We start from the raw sequence: 19636 nt of genomic DNA, 5'->3' as shown, positions 1-19636 counted from the left end.
GCCGTACGGCCGGGCTCGTCCTGTCGGGGGCTGATGGCATCCTGTAGGGCGTGACGATCCACATGGTGAGCCCGCTGTTCGTCGGCCGGGCGGGCGAGCTGGCCGCGCTCGGCGACGCCCTGTCCCGCGTCCGTGCCGGGGCGTCGTCCACCGTGCTCGTCGGAGGCGAGGCCGGCGTGGGCAAGACGCGGCTGGTCGAGGAGTTCACCGGCCGGGCCGGCGACGCGCTGGTGCTGGTGGGGGGCTGCCTGGAGCTCGGCACCGAGGGCCTGCCGTTCGCGCCCTTCAGCGCCGTGCTGCGCGGCCTGGTGCGCGAGCGGGGCCGCGACGGCGTCGCCGCGCTCGTGCCCGGCGGCACCACCCGCGGCCTGGCCCGGCTGCTGCCCGAGTTCGGCGAGCCCGACCGCGACGGCGCGGAGGCCCGGGCCCGGCTGTTCGAGCAGGTGCTCGGGCTGCTCGAACGGCTGGCGGAGGAGCAGCCGGTGGTCCTCGTCATCGAGGACGCCCACTGGGCCGACCGCTCCACCCGCGACCTGCTGTCGTTCCTGGTCCGCTACCAGCGCTCCGACGCGGGCCTGCTCATCGTCGTCACCTACCGCACCGACGAGCTGCGCCGCACCCACCCCCTGCGCCCGCTGCTGGCCGAGCTGGGCAGGGTCGGCTGGGTGAGCCGGATGGAGCTGCGCAGGCTCACCCGCCGGGAGGTCGTCGAGCAGGCGGCGAGCATCCTGGAGCGCGAGCCGAACGCCACCGACATCGAGATGATCTACGCGCGCAGCGAGGGCAACCCGCTGTTCGTGGAGGCGCTGCTGAGCGAGGCCGGCGGCGGCGTCGCGCTGCCCGAGTCGCTGCGCGACCTGCTGCTGGCCGGCGTCGAGCGGCTGCCCGAGGAGACGCAGGAGCTGCTGCGCGTGGCCAGCGCCGGAGGCCAGCGCATCGAGCACGCGCTGCTGACAGCAGTCTCGGGCCTCGACGACGCCGAGCTGTCGAGCGCCCTGCGCCCCGCCGTCGCCGGCAACGTGCTCGTGGTCGACGGCGAGGGCTACTCCTTCCGCCACGCGCTGATCCGCGAGGCCCTGCACGACGACCTGCTGCCCGGCGAGCACACCCGCCTGCACACCCGGTTCGCGCAGGCGCTGGAGCGCGACCCGTCCATCCTGCCCGCCCCGCGCGGCGCGATCGAGCTGGCCCACCACTGGCACTCCGCCCACGACGCCACCTGGGCGCTGGTCAGCGCCTGGGCGGCCGCCGACGCCGCCCGCAAGTCCGCCGCGTACGGCGAGCAGCTCCGCATGCTGTCCCGCGTCCTGGAGCTGTGGGACAAGGTGCCCGACGCCGCCGAGCGCATCGGCTGCGACCACGTCGACGTGCTCTACCGGACCGTCACCGTCGCTCATGTCGCGGGCGAGTACGAGCGCGGCATCGCCCTGGCCGGAGCCGCCATGAAGGAGCTCGACCCCGACGCCGACCCGATCCGGGCCGCCCGTCTGCTGCGCAAGCGCGGCATCATCCGCTACGACCTGGGCCGGTCCGGCCACATCGACGACCTGCGCCAGGCGGCGGCCCTGGTGGCGGACGGGCCGATCAGGCTGCGCGCCCAGGTCATGGAGAACCTCGCCCGCATGCTCCACGCGACCGACCTGTGGCCCGAGAGGATCGCCACCGCCCAGCAGGCCATCGACCTGGCGCGCCAGGGGGGTGACCCCACCGTCGAGGCGCGCGCCCTGATCGCCCTCACCTGGGCCCGTTGCCGCGACTACACCGAGGTCGACGCCCACCTCGGCGGCTTCGCCGAGGCGCGGCGGCTCGCGCTCGGCGCCGACGCCTACAACGCGCTGCTCGCCTGCGCCATCTCCGAGTCCGACACGCTGGAGGGCGCCGGACGGCACGAGCGGGCGGCGCAGGTGGCCCGCGAAGGCGTCGCCGAGGCGGAGCGGTACGGCGTGGCCCGCACCTCCGGCGCGTTCCTGTCCATCAACCTGGTCGAGCCGCTGGTGTCCCTCGGACGGTGGGACGAGGCCCTCGACGTGATCGAGCACGCGCTCGACCTCGTGCCCCCGCCGCCGTACCAGGCCAGCCTCCAGGGCATGGGCATGGACATCGCGCTGGCCCGCGGGGAGCTCGACCGGGCCGAGGAGCTGCTCGACCGGGTCCGGGCCGTGGTGTCGCGCGGTGTGTTCCGCGACCAGACCATGCTGCCGCAGGCCGAGAGGGAGATCAGCCTGCTGCTGGCGCGCGGCCGGGCCGACGAGGCGCGGGAGGCGGCCGTGCGGGCCCTGCGGGACGACGTCCCGGGTGCCGGGCCGCGCTACGTGTGGCCGCTCCTGGTGACCGTCGCCAGGCTGGGCGAGCCGCTGCCACCGGAGCTGGCCGCGGCGGCGGGGTCGACGAAGGTCCAGGGGGCCGTGCAGCGGGCGCACCACCTGACGTTCACCGCCCTGACGGGCCTCGGCCCCGGCTCGTCCCGTGGGGCTGCCCTGGAGGGCGTGGTTCACCCGGCGGGCGGCGACGTCTCGGCGGACGGGGCGGAGGCCGGGGGCGGCGCCGGACGGCGGCTCCAGGCGTGGGACGAGGCCGTGGCGGCCTGGACGGCGCTGCGCCAGCCGTACTCGGAGGCGCTGACCCTCGCCGACGCGGCGCGGGCGGCGCTGGCGTGCGGCGAGCGGCAGGAGGCGGCGGCCCGCGTGGCGCGCGCCCGGGAGCTGGCCGAGCCGCTGAAGGCCGCGCCGCTGCTGGCCGAGCTCGACGCCCTGGTGGGCCGCGCCCAGGTGGCTTCCGGCAGATCGAGGGGCGCGGCCGGGCCCGACGGCGCGCCGGTGGGTTCGCCGCTGGGGCTGACGGCCCGCGAGCTGGAGGTGCTCCGGCTCGTCACCGCCGGGCGCAGCAACCGGGAGATCGCCGGCGAGCTGGTCATCGCCGTCAAGACGGTGAGCGTCCACGTGTCCAACATCCTGGCCAAGCTCGGCGTCGCCTCACGAGGGGAGGCCGCGGCCACGGCCCACCGCCTGCGCCTGTTCGCCGGCCCGCAGTGACGCCGCGCCTGATCGGCGGCCGGCGCCGGCCTCTGCCGGGCCGGGCCGGTCAGGCCGTTTCGGCGCTGAGGGTCTGTGCCACCGAGCGGCGGGCCGCCACGCGTGCGGGGAGGGTGGCGAGCGCCGCCGTCGCCAGGAGGATCGCGAGTGCGGCGGCGAACATCCAGGAGACGGGCGGTGTGATCCTCTCCCCGGCGCTGAGGAGCCGGTACACGCCGACGCCCAGGGGAACACCGGCGACGGCGCCGGGCAGGGCGGCCAGGAGCTGGGCGGTGGACAGCCCCGCGGAGATCTGTCCGGGGGTGGCGCCGAGCGTCCGCGCGATGGCCATCGTGCGCCGGGCTTCCATGGCCGTGGTCCAGGTGAGCGTGATGGTGTTCACGGTGGCGAGCGCGAGCAGCAGGACGGTGACCGCCAGCAGCAGCCGGCGGTCGTGGACGTCTCGCAGGTCGGGCAGGGTGGAGGAGCCGAGGCCGTACCCCTTGACGGGCTGTGCGTAGAGGGTCAGCAGGGCGACGATCGCGATCAGTGTGGCGGCGGTGGAGCACGCGTGCAGCAAGGCGCGGCCCGGCCTGCGGGCCGTCAGGCGCAGCCCGAGCAGCAGCGGGGTGGGCAGCAGCGCGGACAGCGCGGTCAGCCGCGGACGGTGGCGGGGCCGGCGCGCGGTGCCGGCCGGTGCGGTGCCGGCCAGTGCGGTGCCGGTCGCGGTGCGCAGCGCCCGCAGGGTGGGCGGCACGGTGGCAAGCGCCGCCACCGCCACGGCGAGGACGGTCGTCGCGGCGACGGTGGCGCCGGCCGGTCCGGCGACATCGCCGATCCGGCCGGCGGTGGGGCTGGCGATGGCGGGCCCGGCCAGGCGGGCGACGGTCAGCCCCAGCGCGTCGGCCAGCAGCGCCAGAGCCAGGTATTCGGTGAGCAGGACGGCGGCGATCAGCCCGGGGGTGGCGCCGACGGCCTTGAGCAGTCCCGCTCGGCGGGTCCGCTCGAAGGCGCGCCCCGCGGCCAGTGCGGCCACTCCGGTGACGGCCAGGAAGCTGAGCAGCCAGCTGCCGACGACCAGGATCGGCCGGCTGGTCTTGAGGATGACGGCGTCCTGGTCGGCCTTGAACTGCCAGGTGTGCAAGGTCACCCTGGCGGTGGAGATGTGGTGGGCGTCGACGAAGGCCCGGGTGGCGGCGGGTCGCGCAGCTTGAGGTCCAGGGCCGTGGTCACCGGTAGACCCGGCGACGCCAGTGCCCGCGCATCCGACGGGGTGAGCCAGGCCAGGCCGCTCGGGTCGCTCGGGCCGCCGTGCGGGCCGATCTGCGCCGCCCAGGGGTAGATCGAGGTGGCCGCGGTCACCGCGATCCCGACGACGGGGTACGAGCGGCCGGCGATGGTGACGTGTTCGCCGACGCGGACGCCCAGCGCGGTGGCGAAGCCTCGTTCGAGAACCGCGCCGCCGGGGGTAGCCAGCGGCCCGAGGTCACCAGCGGCCGGTTGACCGCGCCGGGTGTCTCGGCGGCGCCGTGCACCACCACGCGGGAGGAGGAGCCGCGCGCCGTGAGGGTGGCGTACACGATGCGGTAGGGACCGTTGTGCGCCACGACTTCGGGGTCGCGCGCCAGCGAGTGCAGAGCCGGTGCTACGGCGGGGCCCTGGTCGGGGGCGAGCGCCACCACGTCGGGCCCGGCGGTGGCCGTCCGGGTCTGCTGGTAGAGCGCCTCCTCGCGCCGCGATCAGGCCGCGCGCTGCGGCGGCGCTGTGGTCGTCCGGGGATGAGCCGGCCGTCAGGTGGTGGGGAACCCGGGCCGGCTGTCCGTGACGGCCGTCCGGTGGCGGCCGTGGGCAGGGCGGGGTGTCCGTGGTGGGCGGGTCAGCCGGTCAGCTGGGCTTCCAGGCGGTAGCCGTCCACCGTGACGTACACCTGGTCGCCCGGGCGGGCGTTCAGGCGCATCAGCACCGGCTGGAGCGAGTCGAAGACCGGCTGGTGGCCCTGCCAGACCAGGACGATGGCGTTGTCGCCCGGCCCCGTCACCGACAGGAGCGTGCCCGGCCGCATGCCGAGCTGCGCCGCGTACCCCTCCGGGACCGGCACCGGGCCGCCGCGCAGGTGCTCGGGCGTGACGTCGATGCGCTGCCAGCGGCGCGGGTCGGACGACGGGCCGGGGATGGGTGGCGGCGGGCTGGACGGCGCGCCCGCGAGGGCGGGCAGCGCGGGTGACCGGCCGCCCGAGAGCGCCGAGAGCGTGGCGAGCGCCGCGGAGGGGTCGATGGAACTCGCCCCGGCCGTGGGGATCGGCTGGCCGCCGCGGTGATGGTGGCCGTTGGCGCCGGGTGTGCGGCGGGGGAGTGGCTGCGCCGGTGAGGGCGCGGAGGAGGCCGGGTCGTGCGCCGAGGTCTCCGGGGGCAGCGCTTCGAGCCACGCCTTGGCGGAGTGGGCGCGGATGCCGAGCTCGCCCAGCAGCTCCACGACGTCGGCGTCGGCCGGCTGCGAGGCGAGGAGCTGCCTCGTACGCGCCTGGAGCCGCTGGATGTCGCCCACGACGAGCCAGCCGTCCTGGAGGCGGCGGTCGGGCATGAGGGTGACGAGCACCCGCCACAGCGGCGTGCGCAGCGACGGCACGATCACGGGGTGCGCCGGGTCGGCGCCGATGAGCTGCTCCTGGGTGGCGGCGGCGCCGAGCCACTCGGTCAGCCGGAACATGTGGCCCGTCACCGGCGCCGACTCCGACGAGCGCAGCCAGTGCAGGACGCGCTCCTCGGCGGTGCGCTGCGCGTGGGAGAGCGCGTCACGGTCGACGAGCATCTTGTGGGCGAGCGTACGGAGGCTGACCGGGTCCTCCGCGAACAGCCGGTGGACGGCCACGGCCAGCTCCAGCTTGTCCAGCCCGCGGAACAGGCTGTCCACGACCCGGACCATCGCGTGGTCCATGTCCGACGGCACGGGCGAGGGCGGGACCGGGGCGGAGCCGCCGGGCAGGCTGGTGCCGTAGTCGCCCGGGAGAGGGGAGCCCGGGAGGGGGGAGGAGGCGGAGGGCGCCGGGGGCTGACCGTTCGCCTGCGGGCCGGGCGTGGCCGGGGAGCCGGGGACGTGGCCGTTCGGGACGTTCGGGCCGGGTGCGCCGCCGGTGCGGGGCAGCGGTCCGGTGGGGGTCGCCGCGGGCTGCCCGCGGAACGCCCCCGTGTCCTGCTGACCGCCGCCCGGCCGGGCGGGGAAGGCGCCGGTGTCGGACTGGTTCTCGGCGGGCTGGGCCGGGTAGGCGCCGCTGTCGGACCGCGCCGCGCCGGGCCGGGCGGGGAAGGCGCCCGTGTCGCGCTGCGGCGTGCCTCCCGGCTGGGCAGGGGAGGACCCGGTCTGGCCCGCGCCGGACGGCGAGCCGTTCTGGTCCACGGCGGGGGAGGAGCCGGGCTGATGCGGTCGGGGGCTCGGGCCGGCGGCCGGGGAAGGCCCCGACTGCTGCGGCGCGCCGCCCTGCTGCGACGGGCTGTCCTGGCCCACCGCGGGGAAGCCGCCGGTCCGGTGCGCCGGCACGTCCTCCGGCGGCGCGGGGACCCCGCCGCTCTGCTGGGCGGCCTGCGGCTGCGCGGGGAAGCCCCCGCTCTGCGGGTCGGGCTGCGCCGGAAAGGGTTCCGACTGGTGCGCGGCGGGCTGCACGGGGAACGGGCCGGAAGAAGGAGCCGCGCCCTCGCCGGGAGCACCGGCGGGGCGCGGGACGAACGGCCGGGTGACCTCCGGGTGACCGGCCTGGACGGCGGCGGTCGCACCGGTCCCGGCGGTCGTGCCGGTCCGCGTCACGTCGCGTTGTACGCGGCCGAGCACCTCGCGCAGCACGGAGCCGAGGACGACCTCCGGCGTGGCCGAGGGGGTGGCCAGGTCGGCGGGGGAGAGCCTGCGCAGCCGCTGCCAGCCGCCGAGGCCGGCCACGGCCGTGCGGGTGGCGTCGGACCAGCCCGGCAGCGCCGGGTCCACCCGGTACACCGACAGCGCGGGAAGCAGGTCGGACAGCGGCAGGTGGTCCCAGCGGTCCGCGGCCAGCCGCGCGAGCCGTTCACAGATCCAGTCGAGTCCCGCTGTCGCGAGCGCCCGCGACAGCGACAGGGACGACCACCAGGCGGCCGGCAGACGCGGATCGCCCAGCACCTCCGCGACCTGCTGTGGCCTGCTCCAGCGCAGGGCGGGGACCAGGTCGCTCAGGCAGATCGATGACTCGACTTCCATCGGCAGACCTTAACCTCCCCAGAGTGAACCACGTGGCCGGCGATACACCTGTGGCTCATGGTGCAGCTTACGCGGCAAGCTATCAATCGGCGTGAATAGGGTAAAGACGGTTCACTTCCAAACCGTACCGTGGCCGACCGCCCACCAGGGCCACACATTCCGCACCCGCCTGGCACCCGGCCCGCAGAGCAGCCGCTTCGCCGGCGCCTTCGAGGCGCGCTGTGAGATATCCGGCAGCGAAGGCGTCGCCCGCTCCGGTCGTGTCGACGGCGTGGACGCGCACGCCCTCCGCGGCCGCCACGATACGTCCTCCGGTCGCGGCGACGGCGCCCCGGGACCCCAGCTTCACCACCGCCGTGCCGTACCGCTCGCTGAGGATCTCGGCGGCCCGCTCGGGCTCCGGAACACCGGTCAGCACGAGGGCCTCGTCGCGGTTCGGGATGATCAGGCCGGCCGGTGCCGACTCGCTCAGGAACCGCTCGACGCCGAACTCCCTCAGCGGCCCGGTCGAGGCCGGGTCGACGCTGATCGCGATCCCGGCCGCGGCGGCCCGCTCCATCGCCAGCCGGGCCAGCCGCAGCCCCGGCTCGGTGAAGAACGTGTAGCCCGACAGGTGCAGCAGCGCGACGCCGTCGAGGAAGGCGTCGTCCCAGTCGCCGGGGGAGATCCGGCCGCCGGCCCCGCGATTGGTGAGCATGGAGCGCTCGCCGCCGGCGTCCACCATCGCGATCACCACGGCCGTCGGGTGGTCGGGGTCCACCTGGGCGTGCGGGCGCACCCCCGCCCTGACCAGCTCGGCGGTGTGCCACTCGCTGCTGTCGTAGCCGAGCCGGGTCAGCAGGCGGGTGTCGGCGCCGAGGCGGGCGGCCCAGCAGGCGGTGTTCGCGCCGGAGCCGCCGGGGCGCAGCACGATGTCGGCGGCGGTGTCGGTGCCGGGCGCGATGGGAGCGCCGCCGTGCAGCGCCACGACATCGGTCACCACGTCCCCGACCACCAGCAACCCGCCTCGGCCCCCCATGCTGGGCTCGGAGGGGCTGGGCTCGGAGGGGCTGGGCTCGGAGGGCGGGTGCGTCATGGGGGAGGCGGGCGGCGGGGCCGCTTCGGTCACGGCCGGGACCAGGCGAGCGCGACGCGGGCCGCGAGGGCGGTGTTGCCGCGGACGGCGGCCAGGTTGGCCTCCAGGGAGGCGCCGCCGGTGCCGCGCACCAGGTACCCCAGCAGGAACGGCGTGATCGCCTGCCCGGTGACGCCGTCCCGGGCGGCCGCCTCCAGGGCCTCGGCCAGGACCCGGTCGTGCAGCTCGGGGTCGAGCTGCTGCTCCACCGGCACCGGGTTGGCGAGGATGAGCGCGCTCTCCTGCCCGCCGAAGGCGTCCTGCGCGCGCATCACGGCCGCCACGTCCTCGGGCGTCTCGACCCGCCACTCGACCGGCAGACCGGAGGAGTGCAGGTAGAAGCCCGGGAACAGGTCGGTCCGGTAGCCGGCCACGCTGACGCCGCGGGTCTCCAGCCGCTGGAGCGTCGCCGGCACGTCGAGGATGGACTTGACGCCGGCGCACACCACCGTGATGCGGGTGGCGGCGAGGGTGCCGAGGTCGGCCGACTCGTCCTGGTCCTCGGTCCAGCCGCGGTGGACGCCGCCGAGCCCGCCGGTGGCGAACACGCGGATGCCCGCCCGCGCCGCCAGGAACGACGTCGCCGAGACGGTCGTCGCGCCGCTCGCCTTCAGCGCCGCGGCCATCGGCAGGTCACGCTGGCCGAGCTTGCGCAGCCCCGGCTCCGAGGCGACGCGCTCCAGCTCGGCCTCGGTCAGGCCGGCGCGGGCGACACCGTCCAGCACCGCGATGGTGGCCGGCACGGCGCCCGCCTCGCGGACGATCCCCTCCAGCTCCCTGGCGACCTCCAGGTTGCGCGGCTGCGGCAGGCCGTGGGAGATGATCGTGGACTCCAGGGCCACGACGGGCGCGCCGGTGGAGAGGGCCTCGGCGACCTCGTCGGACGGCTGGAGAAGGGGGTCGGCGGCAGTGCGCATGTGGGTGCGGTGCTCCTTCGGATGGTCGGCCTGACACGGGGAAACGTGGACTTTAGTGCATTTGGGGAGTTTGCGGTGAATTGGGGTGCGAGTCCCCCTGCGACTCGCCCCGCCCCAGCTTACGGGCCTCGTCGTCACCGCCCATCGGCGCCAGCTCCGCGCCGGCTCCGCGCCGCGGCCGGGCTGTCCGGGTGGGAGCGGGAGCCTTAGGGTGCCGGTATGGGGAAATATGACGTTGTGGTGGCGGGTGGTGGGCACAACGGTCTGGTCGCCGCCGCCTACCTGGCGCGTGCCGGGCGGCGGGTGCTCGTCCTCGAACGGCTCGACCACGCCGGCGGTCTGGCCATCTCCGCCCGCCCCTTTCCCGGCGTGGACGTGCGGCTGTCGCGCTACTCCTACCTGGTCAGCCTGCTCCCCACCGCGATCGTCCGGGATCTGGGCCTCGATCTGGAGCTGCGCCGCCGCCGCTACGCCTCCTACACCCCCAAGGGCGCCACCGGGCTGCTCGTCGACAACGAGGACGCGGCCCGTACCGAGGAGTCGTTCCGGCGCGTCACCGGCGGGGAGGCCGACCACAAGGCGTGGCGCGACTTCTACGCCATGGCCGGGCGGACGGCCCGCGTCCTCGCGCCCACGCTCCTCCAACCCCTGCGGACGCCCGCCGAGATCGAGCGGCTGGTCGGCCCCGAGGCATGGCGCGACCTGTTCGAGCGGCCCATCGGCCAGACGGTGGACGAGCGGTTCGGCGACGACACCGTACGCGGCGTGGTGCTGACCGACGCCCTCATCGGCACGTTCGCCGACCCGGCCACGGACCTGGCGGCCAACCGCTGCTTCCTCTACCACGTCATCGGCGACGGCACCGGGGAGTGGAACGTCCCGGTCGGCGGCATGGGAGCCGTGTCCGGGGCCATCGAGGCGGCGGCCAGGCGGGCCGGCGCGGAGATCAGGACCGGCGCCGAGATCGTCGGCATCGCGCCGTCCGGGGAGGTGACCTTCCGGGCGGAGGACGGCGAGCACACCGTGACCGGCGGCCACGTGCTGGTCAACCTGCCCCCAGCCGTCCTCGACCGCGTGCTCGGCCGGCCCGCGACCGTGCCCGAGGGGGCCCAGCTCAAGGTCAACATGGTGCTGTCGCGGCTGCCCCGGCTCCGGGACGCGTCGGTGGACCCGCGGGCGGCCTTCAGCGGCACGTTCCACATCAACGAGAGCCGCGACCAGCTCGCCGCGGCCCACGCGCAGGCGTCGCGCGGCGAGATCCCGGAGGTGCCGCCCGCCGAGGTGTACTGCCACTCGCTCACCGACCCGTCCATCCTCGGGCCGGAGCTGCGGGGCAGGGCCGAGACGATGACGCTGTTCGGCCTGCACATGCCGGCGCGGCTGTTCCGCGCGGACCCGGAAGGGGCGCGCGCGGCGGCCCTGCGGGCCACGTTCGCCTCGCTCGACCGGGTGCTGGCCGAGCCGATCGAGGACTGCCTGCTGCGCGGCCCCGACGGCACGCCCTGCGTCGAGGTCAGGACGCCCGTGGACCTGGAGACCGAGGCGGGACTGCCCGGCGGCCACATCTTCCACCGCGACCTGACGTGGCCGTACGCCGAGGGCGGGGACGCGGGCGGGAAGTGGGGCGTGCGGACCGAACACGAGCGGATCCTGCTGTGCGGCGCGGGCGCCCGCCGGGGCGGAGGGGTCAGCGGCATACCGGGACACAACGCCGCGATGGCCCTGCTCACCGCCTGATCGTTCTCATGCGAAGATGGCCGGGCCGTTCATAGGGTTCTCATGATGTGCCCCTAGTTTGTGAAGCATGAGTGAGCCCGCACGGTTGCTGGTGGTGGACGACGAGCCCGCGTTGCGCGAGGCGCTGCAGTCGAGCCTGGAGTTCGAGGGCTACCGGGTCGTCACCGCCAACGACGGCCAGGCCGCGCTGGACGAGCTGGTCCGCGAGCCGTACGACGCCGTGCTGCTCGACGTGATGATGCCGCGCCTCGACGGGCTGACCGCGTGCCGCCGGCTGCGAGGCAGGGGCAACCACGTGCCGGTGCTCATGCTGACCGCCCGCGACGCCGTGGGCGATCGGGTGTCCGGCCTGGACGCGGGCGCCGACGACTACCTGGTCAAGCCGTTCGAGCTGGACGAGCTGCTGGCGCGCGTCCGCGCGCTGCTGCGGCGCAGCGCGCTGCACGCCGGCACGCCGGAGAACTCCCTGACGTACGGCGACCTGCGCATGGACCCGGCGACGAGGGAGGTCACCCGCGGCGACCGGCCGCTCGACCTGACCAGGACCGAGTACCTCCTCATGGAGCTGTTCCTGACGCACCCGCGCCAGGTGCTGACGCGCGAGCAGATCCTGGGCGAGGTGTGGGGGTTCGACTTCGAGCCGACCTCGAACTCGCTCGACGTCTACATCATGTACCTGCGCCGCAAGACCGAGGCCGGCGGCGAGCCGCGCGTGATCCACACCGTGCGCGGGGTGGGGTACGTCCTGCGGGCGACGACATGAGACGGTTCGGCAGCCTGCGGTCGCGGCTGACGCTGCTGGTCACGACCGCCGTGGTGGTGGCCATCGCCGCCTGCGCCATGATGTCCTGGGTCGTCGCGGAGAAGCAGATGCTCCGCACCCTCGATCAGACCATCCTGGAGCCCGACGATCCGCGCTGGCTGAAGGACCACTGCCAGAAGGGCGGCACCGGCGACCCCTTCGGCGACAGCGTGACGCTCCTGGGAGCCGACGGCGGCACCTGCTCGCTGGGCAAGCCGATCGTGCCCACCGAGGAGGACAAGGCCCTGCTCGCTCACCCGGGTGATCCGGTCTTCCGCAACGGCCAGACCACCGACGGGCGAGCGGTGCGCGTGGTCACCACGAACTTCGCGCCCGGCGTCGCCGTGCTGGAGTCGAGGCCGCTGAACCACGTCCGCGGCTCCCTGCGGCAGATGGCGCTCGGCCTCGCCGCCCTCACCGCGCTCGGCGCGCTGGGCGCCGCCTGGGCCGGTCTGGCGATCTCCAGGGCCGCCCTGGCCCCCGTGGGCCGTCTGACCAAGGCCGTCGAGCACATCGCGCAGACGCAGGACCTCAGCACCCGCATCCCCGTCCAGGGCACCGACGAGATCGCCCGGCTCAGCTCGTCCTTCAACGCCATGACGACCGCACTGGCCGGCTCGCGGGACCGGCAGCGCCAGCTCGTCGCCGACGCCGGCCACGAGCTGCGCACCCCGCTCACCACCCTGCGCACCAACATCGACCTGCTGCTGCGCAGCGAGCAGACCGGCCGCAGCCTCGAACCGGGCGCCAAGAAACGCCTGCTCGTCAACGTCAAGGCGCAGTTCGCCGAGCTGTCCACGCTGGTCGGGGACCTGCTCCAGCTCGCCCGCGGCGACACCGACCACGAGCCGCACGCCGAGCTGGGCCTGCACGACGTCGTGCGGGCCGCCGTCGAGCGGGCGCGGCTGCGCGGCGCCGAGGTCAGCACCGACCTCGGCGAGTGGTACGTCTTCGGCGGCGCGGCCTCGCTGGAACGTGCCGTGCTCAACCTCATCGACAACGCGGCGAAGTTCGGCCCCGGCCAGGTGGACGTGGTCCTGCGCGACGGCACGCTGACCGTCCGCGACCACGGGCCCGGCATCCCCGAGGAGGAGCTGCCGCACGTCTTCGACCGGTTCTGGCGCTCGCCGTCGGCTCGCGCCCTGCCCGGCTCGGGGCTGGGGCTGGCGATCGTGGCTCAGTCCGTCGCCGAATCGGGTGGCCGCGTGCGCCTTGACAACGCTCCGGGAGGCGGAGTCATGGCGACAGTTGAGATTCCTGGGAAATCTCACGCCGCGCTCAGATAGGCATAAGTAGCTTCAAAGACCGATGTTTTGCACTATCAGCATGCAGACATCAGTCAGGACTCGACTCGTCGAGGTGGTCGTCCCCGTCTACAACGAGCAGCGGGCGTTGCGCGAGAGCATCGCCCGGCTGCACGGCTACCTGACCCGCACCTTCCCCTACGGCTTCCGCATCACGATCGCCGACAACGCCAGCACCGACGACACCTGGCACGAGGCCCGGCGACTGGCCGCCGAGCTGCCCGGCGTGCGAGCCGTCCACCTCGACGCCAAGGGCCGCGGCCGGGCGCTGCGCCACGTGTGGTCCCGCAGCGAGGCCGACGTCGTCAGCTACATGGACGTCGACCTGTCCACCGACCTGGACGCGTTCCTTCCCCTCGTCGCCCCTCTCCTGTCGGGCCACAGCGACCTCGCGATCGGCACCCGGCTCTCGCGCGGGTCGAACGTGGTGCGCGGGCCCAAGCGGGAGTTCGTCTCCCGGGCGTACAACCTGTTGCTGCGCTCCCTGATGGGGGCGCGCTTCACCGACGCCCAGTGCGGTTTCAAGGCCGTGCGCACCGAGGTCGCGCAGGCGCTGCTGCCCGCCGTCGAGGACGAGCAGTGGTTCTTCGACACCGAGCTGCTGCTGCTCGCCGAGCGGCACGGCCTGCGCATCCACGAGGTGCCCGTCGACTGGGTGGACGACCCCGACAGCCGCGTCGACGTCGTCCGGACCGCCCTGGACGACCTGCGCGGCATGGCCCGGGTCGCCCGCAGGACGCTGTCCGGCGCCGCCCGCATCCCCGTCCCCGCCCGCGTGCGCCAGGCCGAGCTGCCGCGCGGCATGGCCCGCCAGCTTCCCCGCTTCGCCGTCGTGGGCGCGGTCAGCACGCTCGCCTACCTCCTGCTCTTCTCCGGCCTGCGCCAGGCCGTCCCGGTCTTCACGGCGAACGCCGTCGCCCTGCTCGTCACCGCCGTGGCCAACACCGCCGCCAACCGGCGCTTCACCTTCGGCGTCACCGGCTCGTCCGGGGTGCTGCGCCAGCAGGTCGAGGGGCTCGTCGCGTTCCTCGTCGGCCTGGCCCTCACCACCGGGAGCCTCGCGCTGCTGCCCGGCGACGTCTCCCACGGCGTCGAGCTGGTCACCGTGATCGTGGCCAACGCGCTGGCCACCCTCGCGCGGTTCCTGCTGCTGCGCGTGTGGGTCTTCAACCCCCGGAGAAGGAACGCCGCCTGATGACGACCACCCCGAGTCTCTCCGCGCACCGTCGTACGTCCCGGCGCGGCGCCGGCGACGCACCCCGCTGGTCGCGCCCCGCGCTGTGGGCCGTGCTCGCCGCCGCCTTCGTCCTGTACGCGTGGGCGCTCAGCGGCTACGCCAACGAGTACTACTCCGCCGCCATCCTGTCCGGCACCAAGAGCTGGAAGGCGTTCTTCTTCGGCGCCATCGACGCGGGCTCGTACATCACCGTCGACAAGCCGCCGCTGGCGCTGTGGGTGATGGGGCTGTCGGCCCGGGTGTTCGGCTTCGGCACGTGGAGCATGCTGCTGCCGCAGGCCGTCGCCGGCGTGGCCGCCGTCGCGCTGGTCCACTCCGCCGTCCTGCGGGCCCACGGGGGCGCGCGGCAGGGGCACGTGGCCGCCCTCGTCGCGGCCGTCGTCATGACGCTCACGCCCATCACCGTGGCCATCAACCGGGACAACAACCCCGACACCATCCTCGTGCTGCTGCTCGTGCTGGCCGCGTGGTTCTGCCTGGAGTCGCTGCGCACCGGCCGGCTGCGGTCGCTGCTGCTGTGCGCGCTGTTCGTGGGGCTCGCCTTCAACGTCAAGATGCTCCAGGCGTACCTCGTGGTGCCGGCGTTCGCGCTCGCGTACCTGGTGTGCGCCCGCGGCGCGGTGGTGCGGCGGATCGGGCGCCTGCTGGCGGCCGGGGCCGTGCTGGTGGTCTCCAGCGCCTGGTGGATGGTGGTCGTGGACCTGTGGCCGGCCGGCTCCCGCCCGTACATCGGCGGATCGACCGACAACTCCGTCCGGGACCTCGTCATCGGCTACAACGGCCTCGGGCGGATCTTCGGCCAGGGCGCCGGGAACGGCGGGGTCGGCGGCGGTGGCGGGGCGTCGTTCGGCGGCGCGTCGGGGGCCGGGCGGCTGTTCAACGAGATCATGGCCGGGCAGATCTCCTGGCTGCTGCCGTTCTGCGCCCTCGCCCTGGCGTTCGCGGCGTTGTCCCGCTGGACCTCCCGTCGCGCCGGCGCGGAGGGGGCGGCCGGCGCCGAAGGGACCGGCGGCGCCGAAGGAGCGTCCGGAGCGGCGTGGCTGGTCTGGGGCGGCTGGCTGGTGGTCCATTTCGCGGTGTTCAGCTTCTCCAGCGGCACCTTCCACCCGTACTACACCACCGCCATGGCCCCGGCCGTCGCCGCGGTCACCGGCATGGGCGGCGTGCTCATGTGGCGCTCGTACCGCCGGTCGCGGACCTGGGCCTGGGTGCTGCCGCTGGCGGTCGCCGTCACGGGCGGCTGGTCGTTCACGGTGCTGCGTCGCTCGCCCGACTTCGTGCCGTGGCTGGCGTGGGCCGTGCTCGCCGCGACCGTCCTCGCCGTCGCCGGGCTGGCGCTGGCCGGGCTCGTCCTCGCCGGGCGCGGGCGCGCGGCCGCCGGGGTCGCCTCGGGCGCGCTGCTCGCCACCCTGGTCGCCGGGCTCGCCGGCCCCGCCGCGTACGCCGTCAGCCCGCTCGGGTCGCAGGTGAACGGCAGCAACCCGACCGCCGGCCCCTCGACGGGCGGCATGGGCTTCGGCCGCGGCGGCCCCATGGGCCAGCTGCCTCCCGGCGGCCTGCCGCCCGGAGGGGCCGGGGAGTACGGCTCGTTCCGCGAAGGCCGGTTCCCGCAGGGCGGACAGCCGCCGCAGGACGGCCAGGACCAGTCCGCGCAGGACGGCCGGGCCGGGCGGACGACCGGCGGCCCCGGCGGCGGCGTCAGCGACGCGATGGTCAAGTACCTCCTCGCGAACCAGGGCCGGGCCGAGTGGCTCGTGGCCGTCGGCAGCGCCCAGCAGGCGTCCTCGATCATCCTGTCCACGGGCCGGCCCGTCATCGCGATGGGCGGCTTCACCGGCAGCGACCCGGCCATGACCGTGGACCGTCTCAAGGAGCTCGTCTCGTCCGGCAGGCTCCGGTACGTGCTCGGCGGCGGCGACCGCGGCGGCCCGGGCCGGGGCAACACCGAGGTCACCATGTGGGTGCAGCAGAACTGCACGGCCGTGGACGGTCAGGACGGCCTCTACGACTGCTCCGCCGCGGCCTCCTGACGGATAGGCTGGCCCGGTGCGGAGTACGTCCCGGGCCGATCAGGCTGACCAGCGCAGGGCCGAGCTGCTGGAGGCCACGCGCAAGGTGGTGCTGGAGCGCGGTCTGGCCCACACCCGGATCGCCGACATCGCCAAGTCGATCAACGTCAGCGGCGGCCTCATCCACTACCATTTCGCCACCAAGGACGAGCTGATCACCGCCATGCTCCGGGCCACCCTCGACATCGAGAGCGCCAAGCTCGACGAGCTGGTCGCGGGCCCGGGCTCGGCGGCGGAGCGCCTGGACCGGGTGCTGCGCTACTACATCCCGGAGTCGCCGTCCGACCAGAGCTGGCTGCTCTGGATCGACGCGTGGAACACCGCGCTGCGCGAGACGGCGGTCAACGAGATCATGCTGGAGCTGGAGACGGCCTGGCTCGACGCGCTGGCCCGGGTGCTGTCCGACGGCACGGACGCGGGGGAGTTCGCCTGCGATGACCCGGCGGGCGCGGCCGAGCGGATCGACGCCATGCTCGACGGGCTCATCATCCGCTACACGCTCCACCCCGACGTGCTGAGCCGGGGGCGGTTGCTGGCCCACGCCCGCACGGCCGCGGCCCGCGAGGCCGGCATCCCGGTGACGTCCTTCCCCGGCTGACGGCCCCGACGAGGACAGTCCCCGGCGAGGACAGTCCCGGCAAGGACAGTCCCGGCGGGGACGGCTCGGGCGAGGACGGTCGCGGCGGGGACGGCTCAGGCGGGCAGGGCGGCGAGCAGGAACGCGAGGCGGGCGGCGGCGGACTCGACGTCCTCCGCGGTGCCGAGCCGGTAGCCCCACGACGTGATGAAGCTGCCGTCGTCCGAGCAGGTCACGGTCTCCGCCAGCGTGGTGGAGAAGCGGTTGCGCACCGACACGTACGCGGGATCGCTGGCCAGGGAGAGGCTCTGGATCGCCAGATCCGCGTGACGGCCCGCGTACCACGCGAACCGCTCGAGGCTGAGCGCGGTATCAAGCATCATGCGTCACCTCCGCAACGTCTCCCGCGACAGAATTGCACGATCTTGTGGAGGCGGGCAAGCAATTGCGAGGATCAATGCGACGATTGTTTCCGGTATCCGTCGAGAATACGGATGATGACGTCCCTGCCGTCCTCGTCGAAGGCCGCCGCCTTGGCGAAGTCATCGAACGCGCGGACGTAGAAGGCGACGTCCTCGGGGTCGCGGAGCACGAGATCCTTGGTCAGGGTGGCCACGCCCACCATGGCGTCGTTGTAGATCCAGAAGCCGTTGATCGGGGCGGCCGGCAGCTCCGCGTCATAGGGGACGACCCCGAACTCGACATTCGGCAGGGTGCTGACCGCGAGCAGCCGGTCGAGCTGGCCCCGCATGACGTCGAGGGGGGCCAGCCGGGTGTGCAGCGCCGACTCGGGCAGCACGAAACGGAACGTCCGGGCGCGGTCGTAGAGGATCTCCTGCCGCTGCATCCGCACCCGGACCGCCGCGTCGATCTGGTCGGGGGCGCTGTAGAGGCGCTTGACCTTGCTGAACACGTGCCGGGAGTACTCCGCCGTCTGGAGCAGGCCGACCACGATGTTCGGCTCGAACACCCGGAAGAGCCGGGTGCGGGCCTCCAGGTCGCGGATGTCCTCCTGGATGGCGGCCAGGCCGCTGCGGTGCCGTTGCCGCCAGTCGTCGTGCCGCTCCAGCAGCGCGATCGCCTGCCTGATCAGGTCGTCCGTCGTCGCGGCACTGGCCTGTACGGCCTGCGCCCAGACCACGACGTCGTCCTCGGTGGCCGTCTGCCTGGCGTTCTCCAGGCGGGAGACCTTCGAGGGCTGCCAGCGCAGCCGCTCGGCGAGGTCCTTGCCCGACAGGTGGGCGGCCTCGCGCAACTGCCGGAGCTGGCTTCCGAGGTCGATCCGCGCCTGCTGAAAGGACGTCACGCCGCAAGAGGCTAGACGGGCAGGGGTGATCATGCCAGAGGTAGTGGCGCAATCGTGACGAAGCAATAGCGGAAGGTGGCGAAACGGCCGAGGCGCCCGGGGTTACGGGTCCTGGAGGACCCGGCGGGCGATCTCGGTGATCAGCTCGCGGGGGACCTCCACCGCGTCCTCGCCGTCGAGCACGTCGCGCAGGTCCGCGAGGGCTTCGGGGTCGGTGAGCCTGAGCCCTTGGACCACGATGGTGCCGCGGTCGGTCTCGTACAGGGTGGGGCAGGCGCCCGCCTCCGACGTCGAGCCGAGGAACCGCATGCGCATGGCTGGTCCTTCCCCCTGGACGGACGACTGCAATTGCGCGCAATTGTACGGCCCGCTGGGACATATGTGATCGTTTCTGGAAAAATAGCCATATTCATCCCAGGGCCTGCATGAACGGGAGGAACTGGCGGGTCCGGTCGCCCGGCAGGTCGCCGTCCCTGACCATGAGCGACACCTGCCAGGGCCGGCCCATCCCATGGGCCACGGCCCAGCCGACCAGCTCCTCCTGGGCCAGGTCGAGATCCATGCGCACCTCGCCCCCGGCGTCGCGGGCCAGGTCCCCGATCAGCGCCCGGGCGGTGGCCGGATCGCGGGCCACGACGGGGCCGATGACCACGTTCGAATCGTTGCGCCAGCAGTGACCGAAACCCCCGTCGGCCATCCGCACCCGCAGCCCGAACCCGAACATGCGGCGCAGCAGCCGGGACCGGTCCGTGCCGAAGATCTCCGCGTCGAGCGCCAGGATCGCGCCGAGGTCGTCCTCGGTGGCCGGGCGCGTCACCCCGGACGGGCGGCCCTCGAACACGCCGGTGTGCTTGGCGACCCGGCCCACGGTGCGGAAGCCGAGCTTCTCGTACAGCGGGCGGCCCTGCTCGGTGGCGTGCAGGGAGACGGTCCGGTCGCCGGCCTGCTCCAGCGCGTGCTCCATCAGTCTCCTGGCCAGGCCCTGGCGGGAGTGGCGGGCGGCGGTGAGGACCATGCTGATCACGGCGTGGTCATGGCCGTAGCGGGTGAGGACGTTCGCGGCCGCCAGCCCGTCGCCGTCGGGCGCGTCGATGCCGTGGACCTCGCCGACCTCGAACAGCAGCGACCACTTGTGGCGTTCGGGCTCCCACTGGCGGTCGGTCGCCAGGCGGGTGCAGGCGTCCAGATCGGCCACGGTCAGGCGGCGTATCCTCATCACGCCCGGCATCCTTCCGTATCCGGAAGAGTCCGCTCAAACCCTTTTGTAGCGCACTATCCCCTTCAACCTGATGGGGCTGGTGGAGTATAAGAGGATGGAGTGTGCCGTGGCGGTTGATGTG

17 protein-coding genes are annotated in these 19636 nt (G+C 74.2%); 8 read left to right on the top strand and 9 right to left on the bottom strand.

Translation table 11 applies throughout. The features are described 5' to 3' along the window. The first annotated feature begins 50 nt into the window (after positions 1-50). A complete protein-coding gene (locus tag MTP10_RS21045; protein WP_310711216.1) occupies positions 51-3032 on the top strand; it encodes an AAA family ATPase in 2982 nt (993 codons plus the stop codon). 49 nt (positions 3033-3081) lie between these two features. Here the strand turns inward: MTP10_RS21045 and MTP10_RS21040 are convergent, their stop codons facing one another. Both MTP10_RS21040 and MTP10_RS21035 read right to left on the bottom strand, forming a co-directional pair. Further along, positions 3082-4161, bottom strand: a complete 1080-nt coding sequence (locus MTP10_RS21040; RefSeq protein ID WP_310711215.1) for an FtsX-like permease family protein — start codon at positions 4159-4161, stop codon at positions 3082-3084. Further along, entirely contained in the window at positions 4158-4373 is a 216-nt protein-coding gene (locus MTP10_RS21035) for a hypothetical protein (protein WP_310711214.1), read from the bottom strand. The genes MTP10_RS21040 and MTP10_RS21035 overlap by 4 nt, the downstream gene beginning before the upstream one ends. Positions 4374-4415: 42 nt before the next feature. Between MTP10_RS21035 and MTP10_RS21030 the strand changes: the two genes are divergently transcribed. Then, positions 4416-4601, top strand: a complete 186-nt coding sequence (locus MTP10_RS21030; RefSeq protein WP_310711212.1) for a hypothetical protein — start codon at positions 4416-4418, stop codon at positions 4599-4601. Positions 4602-4887: 286 nt separating this feature from the next. Here the strand turns inward: MTP10_RS21030 and MTP10_RS21025 are convergent, their stop codons facing one another. From MTP10_RS21025 to MTP10_RS21015, 3 genes are all read right to left on the bottom strand, one after another. Further along, complete coding sequence (locus tag MTP10_RS21025) at positions 4888-7233, bottom strand: hypothetical protein (RefSeq protein WP_310711211.1); 2346 nt, start codon at positions 7231-7233, stop codon at positions 4888-4890. A gap of 82 nt (positions 7234-7315) precedes the next feature. After that, a complete protein-coding gene (locus MTP10_RS21020) occupies positions 7316-8341 on the bottom strand; it encodes a sugar kinase (protein WP_310711210.1) in 1026 nt (341 codons plus the stop codon). After that, complete coding sequence (locus MTP10_RS21015; protein WP_310711209.1) at positions 8338-9264, bottom strand: pseudouridine-5'-phosphate glycosidase; 927 nt, start codon at positions 9262-9264, stop codon at positions 8338-8340. The genes MTP10_RS21020 and MTP10_RS21015 overlap by 4 nt, the downstream gene beginning before the upstream one ends. A gap of 219 nt (positions 9265-9483) precedes the next feature. Between MTP10_RS21015 and MTP10_RS21010 the strand changes: the two genes are divergently transcribed. From MTP10_RS21010 to MTP10_RS20985, 6 genes are all read left to right on the top strand, one after another. Further along, entirely contained in the window at positions 9484-11001 is a 1518-nt protein-coding gene (locus tag MTP10_RS21010) for an NAD(P)/FAD-dependent oxidoreductase (protein WP_310711208.1), read from the top strand. A 67-nt stretch (positions 11002-11068) separates the two neighbouring features. Beyond that, positions 11069-11764: a response regulator transcription factor gene (locus MTP10_RS21005; RefSeq protein ID WP_310711207.1), complete on the top strand. Its 696-nt coding sequence runs from the start codon at positions 11069-11071 to the stop codon at positions 11762-11764. Then, positions 11761-13089, top strand: coding sequence for a HAMP domain-containing sensor histidine kinase (locus MTP10_RS21000; protein ID WP_310711206.1), 1329 nt, complete (start codon positions 11761-11763; stop codon positions 13087-13089). The genes MTP10_RS21005 and MTP10_RS21000 overlap by 4 nt, the downstream gene beginning before the upstream one ends. A gap of 40 nt (positions 13090-13129) precedes the next feature. Beyond that, positions 13130-14302: a bifunctional glycosyltransferase family 2/GtrA family protein gene (locus MTP10_RS20995; protein WP_310711205.1), complete on the top strand. Its 1173-nt coding sequence runs from the start codon at positions 13130-13132 to the stop codon at positions 14300-14302. Next, positions 14302-16374 carry a glycosyltransferase family 39 protein gene (locus tag MTP10_RS20990; protein ID WP_310711204.1) on the top strand — a complete coding sequence of 691 codons (2073 nt, stop codon included), beginning with the start codon at positions 14302-14304 and terminating at the stop codon, positions 16372-16374. Before MTP10_RS20995 ends, MTP10_RS20990 begins: the two co-directional genes overlap by 1 nt. A gap of 16 nt (positions 16375-16390) precedes the next feature. After that, complete coding sequence (locus MTP10_RS20985) at positions 16391-17011, top strand: TetR/AcrR family transcriptional regulator (RefSeq protein WP_310711203.1); 621 nt, start codon at positions 16391-16393, stop codon at positions 17009-17011. A gap of 95 nt (positions 17012-17106) precedes the next feature. On the opposite strand, the gene MTP10_RS20980 is transcribed toward MTP10_RS20985, so the two are convergent. The 4 genes from MTP10_RS20980 to MTP10_RS20965 all read right to left on the bottom strand — a co-directional run bounded on the left by MTP10_RS20980 (position 17107) and on the right by MTP10_RS20965 (position 19512). Next, positions 17107-17373, bottom strand: a complete 267-nt coding sequence (locus tag MTP10_RS20980; protein ID WP_310711202.1) for a hypothetical protein — start codon at positions 17371-17373, stop codon at positions 17107-17109. A gap of 71 nt (positions 17374-17444) precedes the next feature. Beyond that, entirely contained in the window at positions 17445-18296 is an 852-nt protein-coding gene (locus MTP10_RS20975; protein ID WP_310711201.1) for a helix-turn-helix transcriptional regulator, read from the bottom strand. A 102-nt stretch (positions 18297-18398) separates the two neighbouring features. Next, a complete protein-coding gene (locus tag MTP10_RS20970; RefSeq protein ID WP_310711199.1) occupies positions 18399-18611 on the bottom strand; it encodes a hypothetical protein in 213 nt (70 codons plus the stop codon). A 94-nt stretch (positions 18612-18705) separates the two neighbouring features. Next, positions 18706-19512 (bottom strand): GNAT family N-acetyltransferase, encoded by an 807-nt coding sequence (locus MTP10_RS20965; protein WP_310711244.1) that lies wholly within the window; start codon positions 19510-19512, stop codon positions 18706-18708. Between the last annotated feature and the right edge of the window lie 124 nt (positions 19513-19636).

This window comes from Nonomuraea sp. 3-1Str (assembly GCF_031570565.1).
In the GTDB taxonomy this organism is placed as follows: Bacteria; Actinomycetota; Actinomycetes; order Streptosporangiales; family Streptosporangiaceae; genus Nonomuraea.
This window is presented reverse-complemented; position numbering and strand designations above follow the sequence as displayed.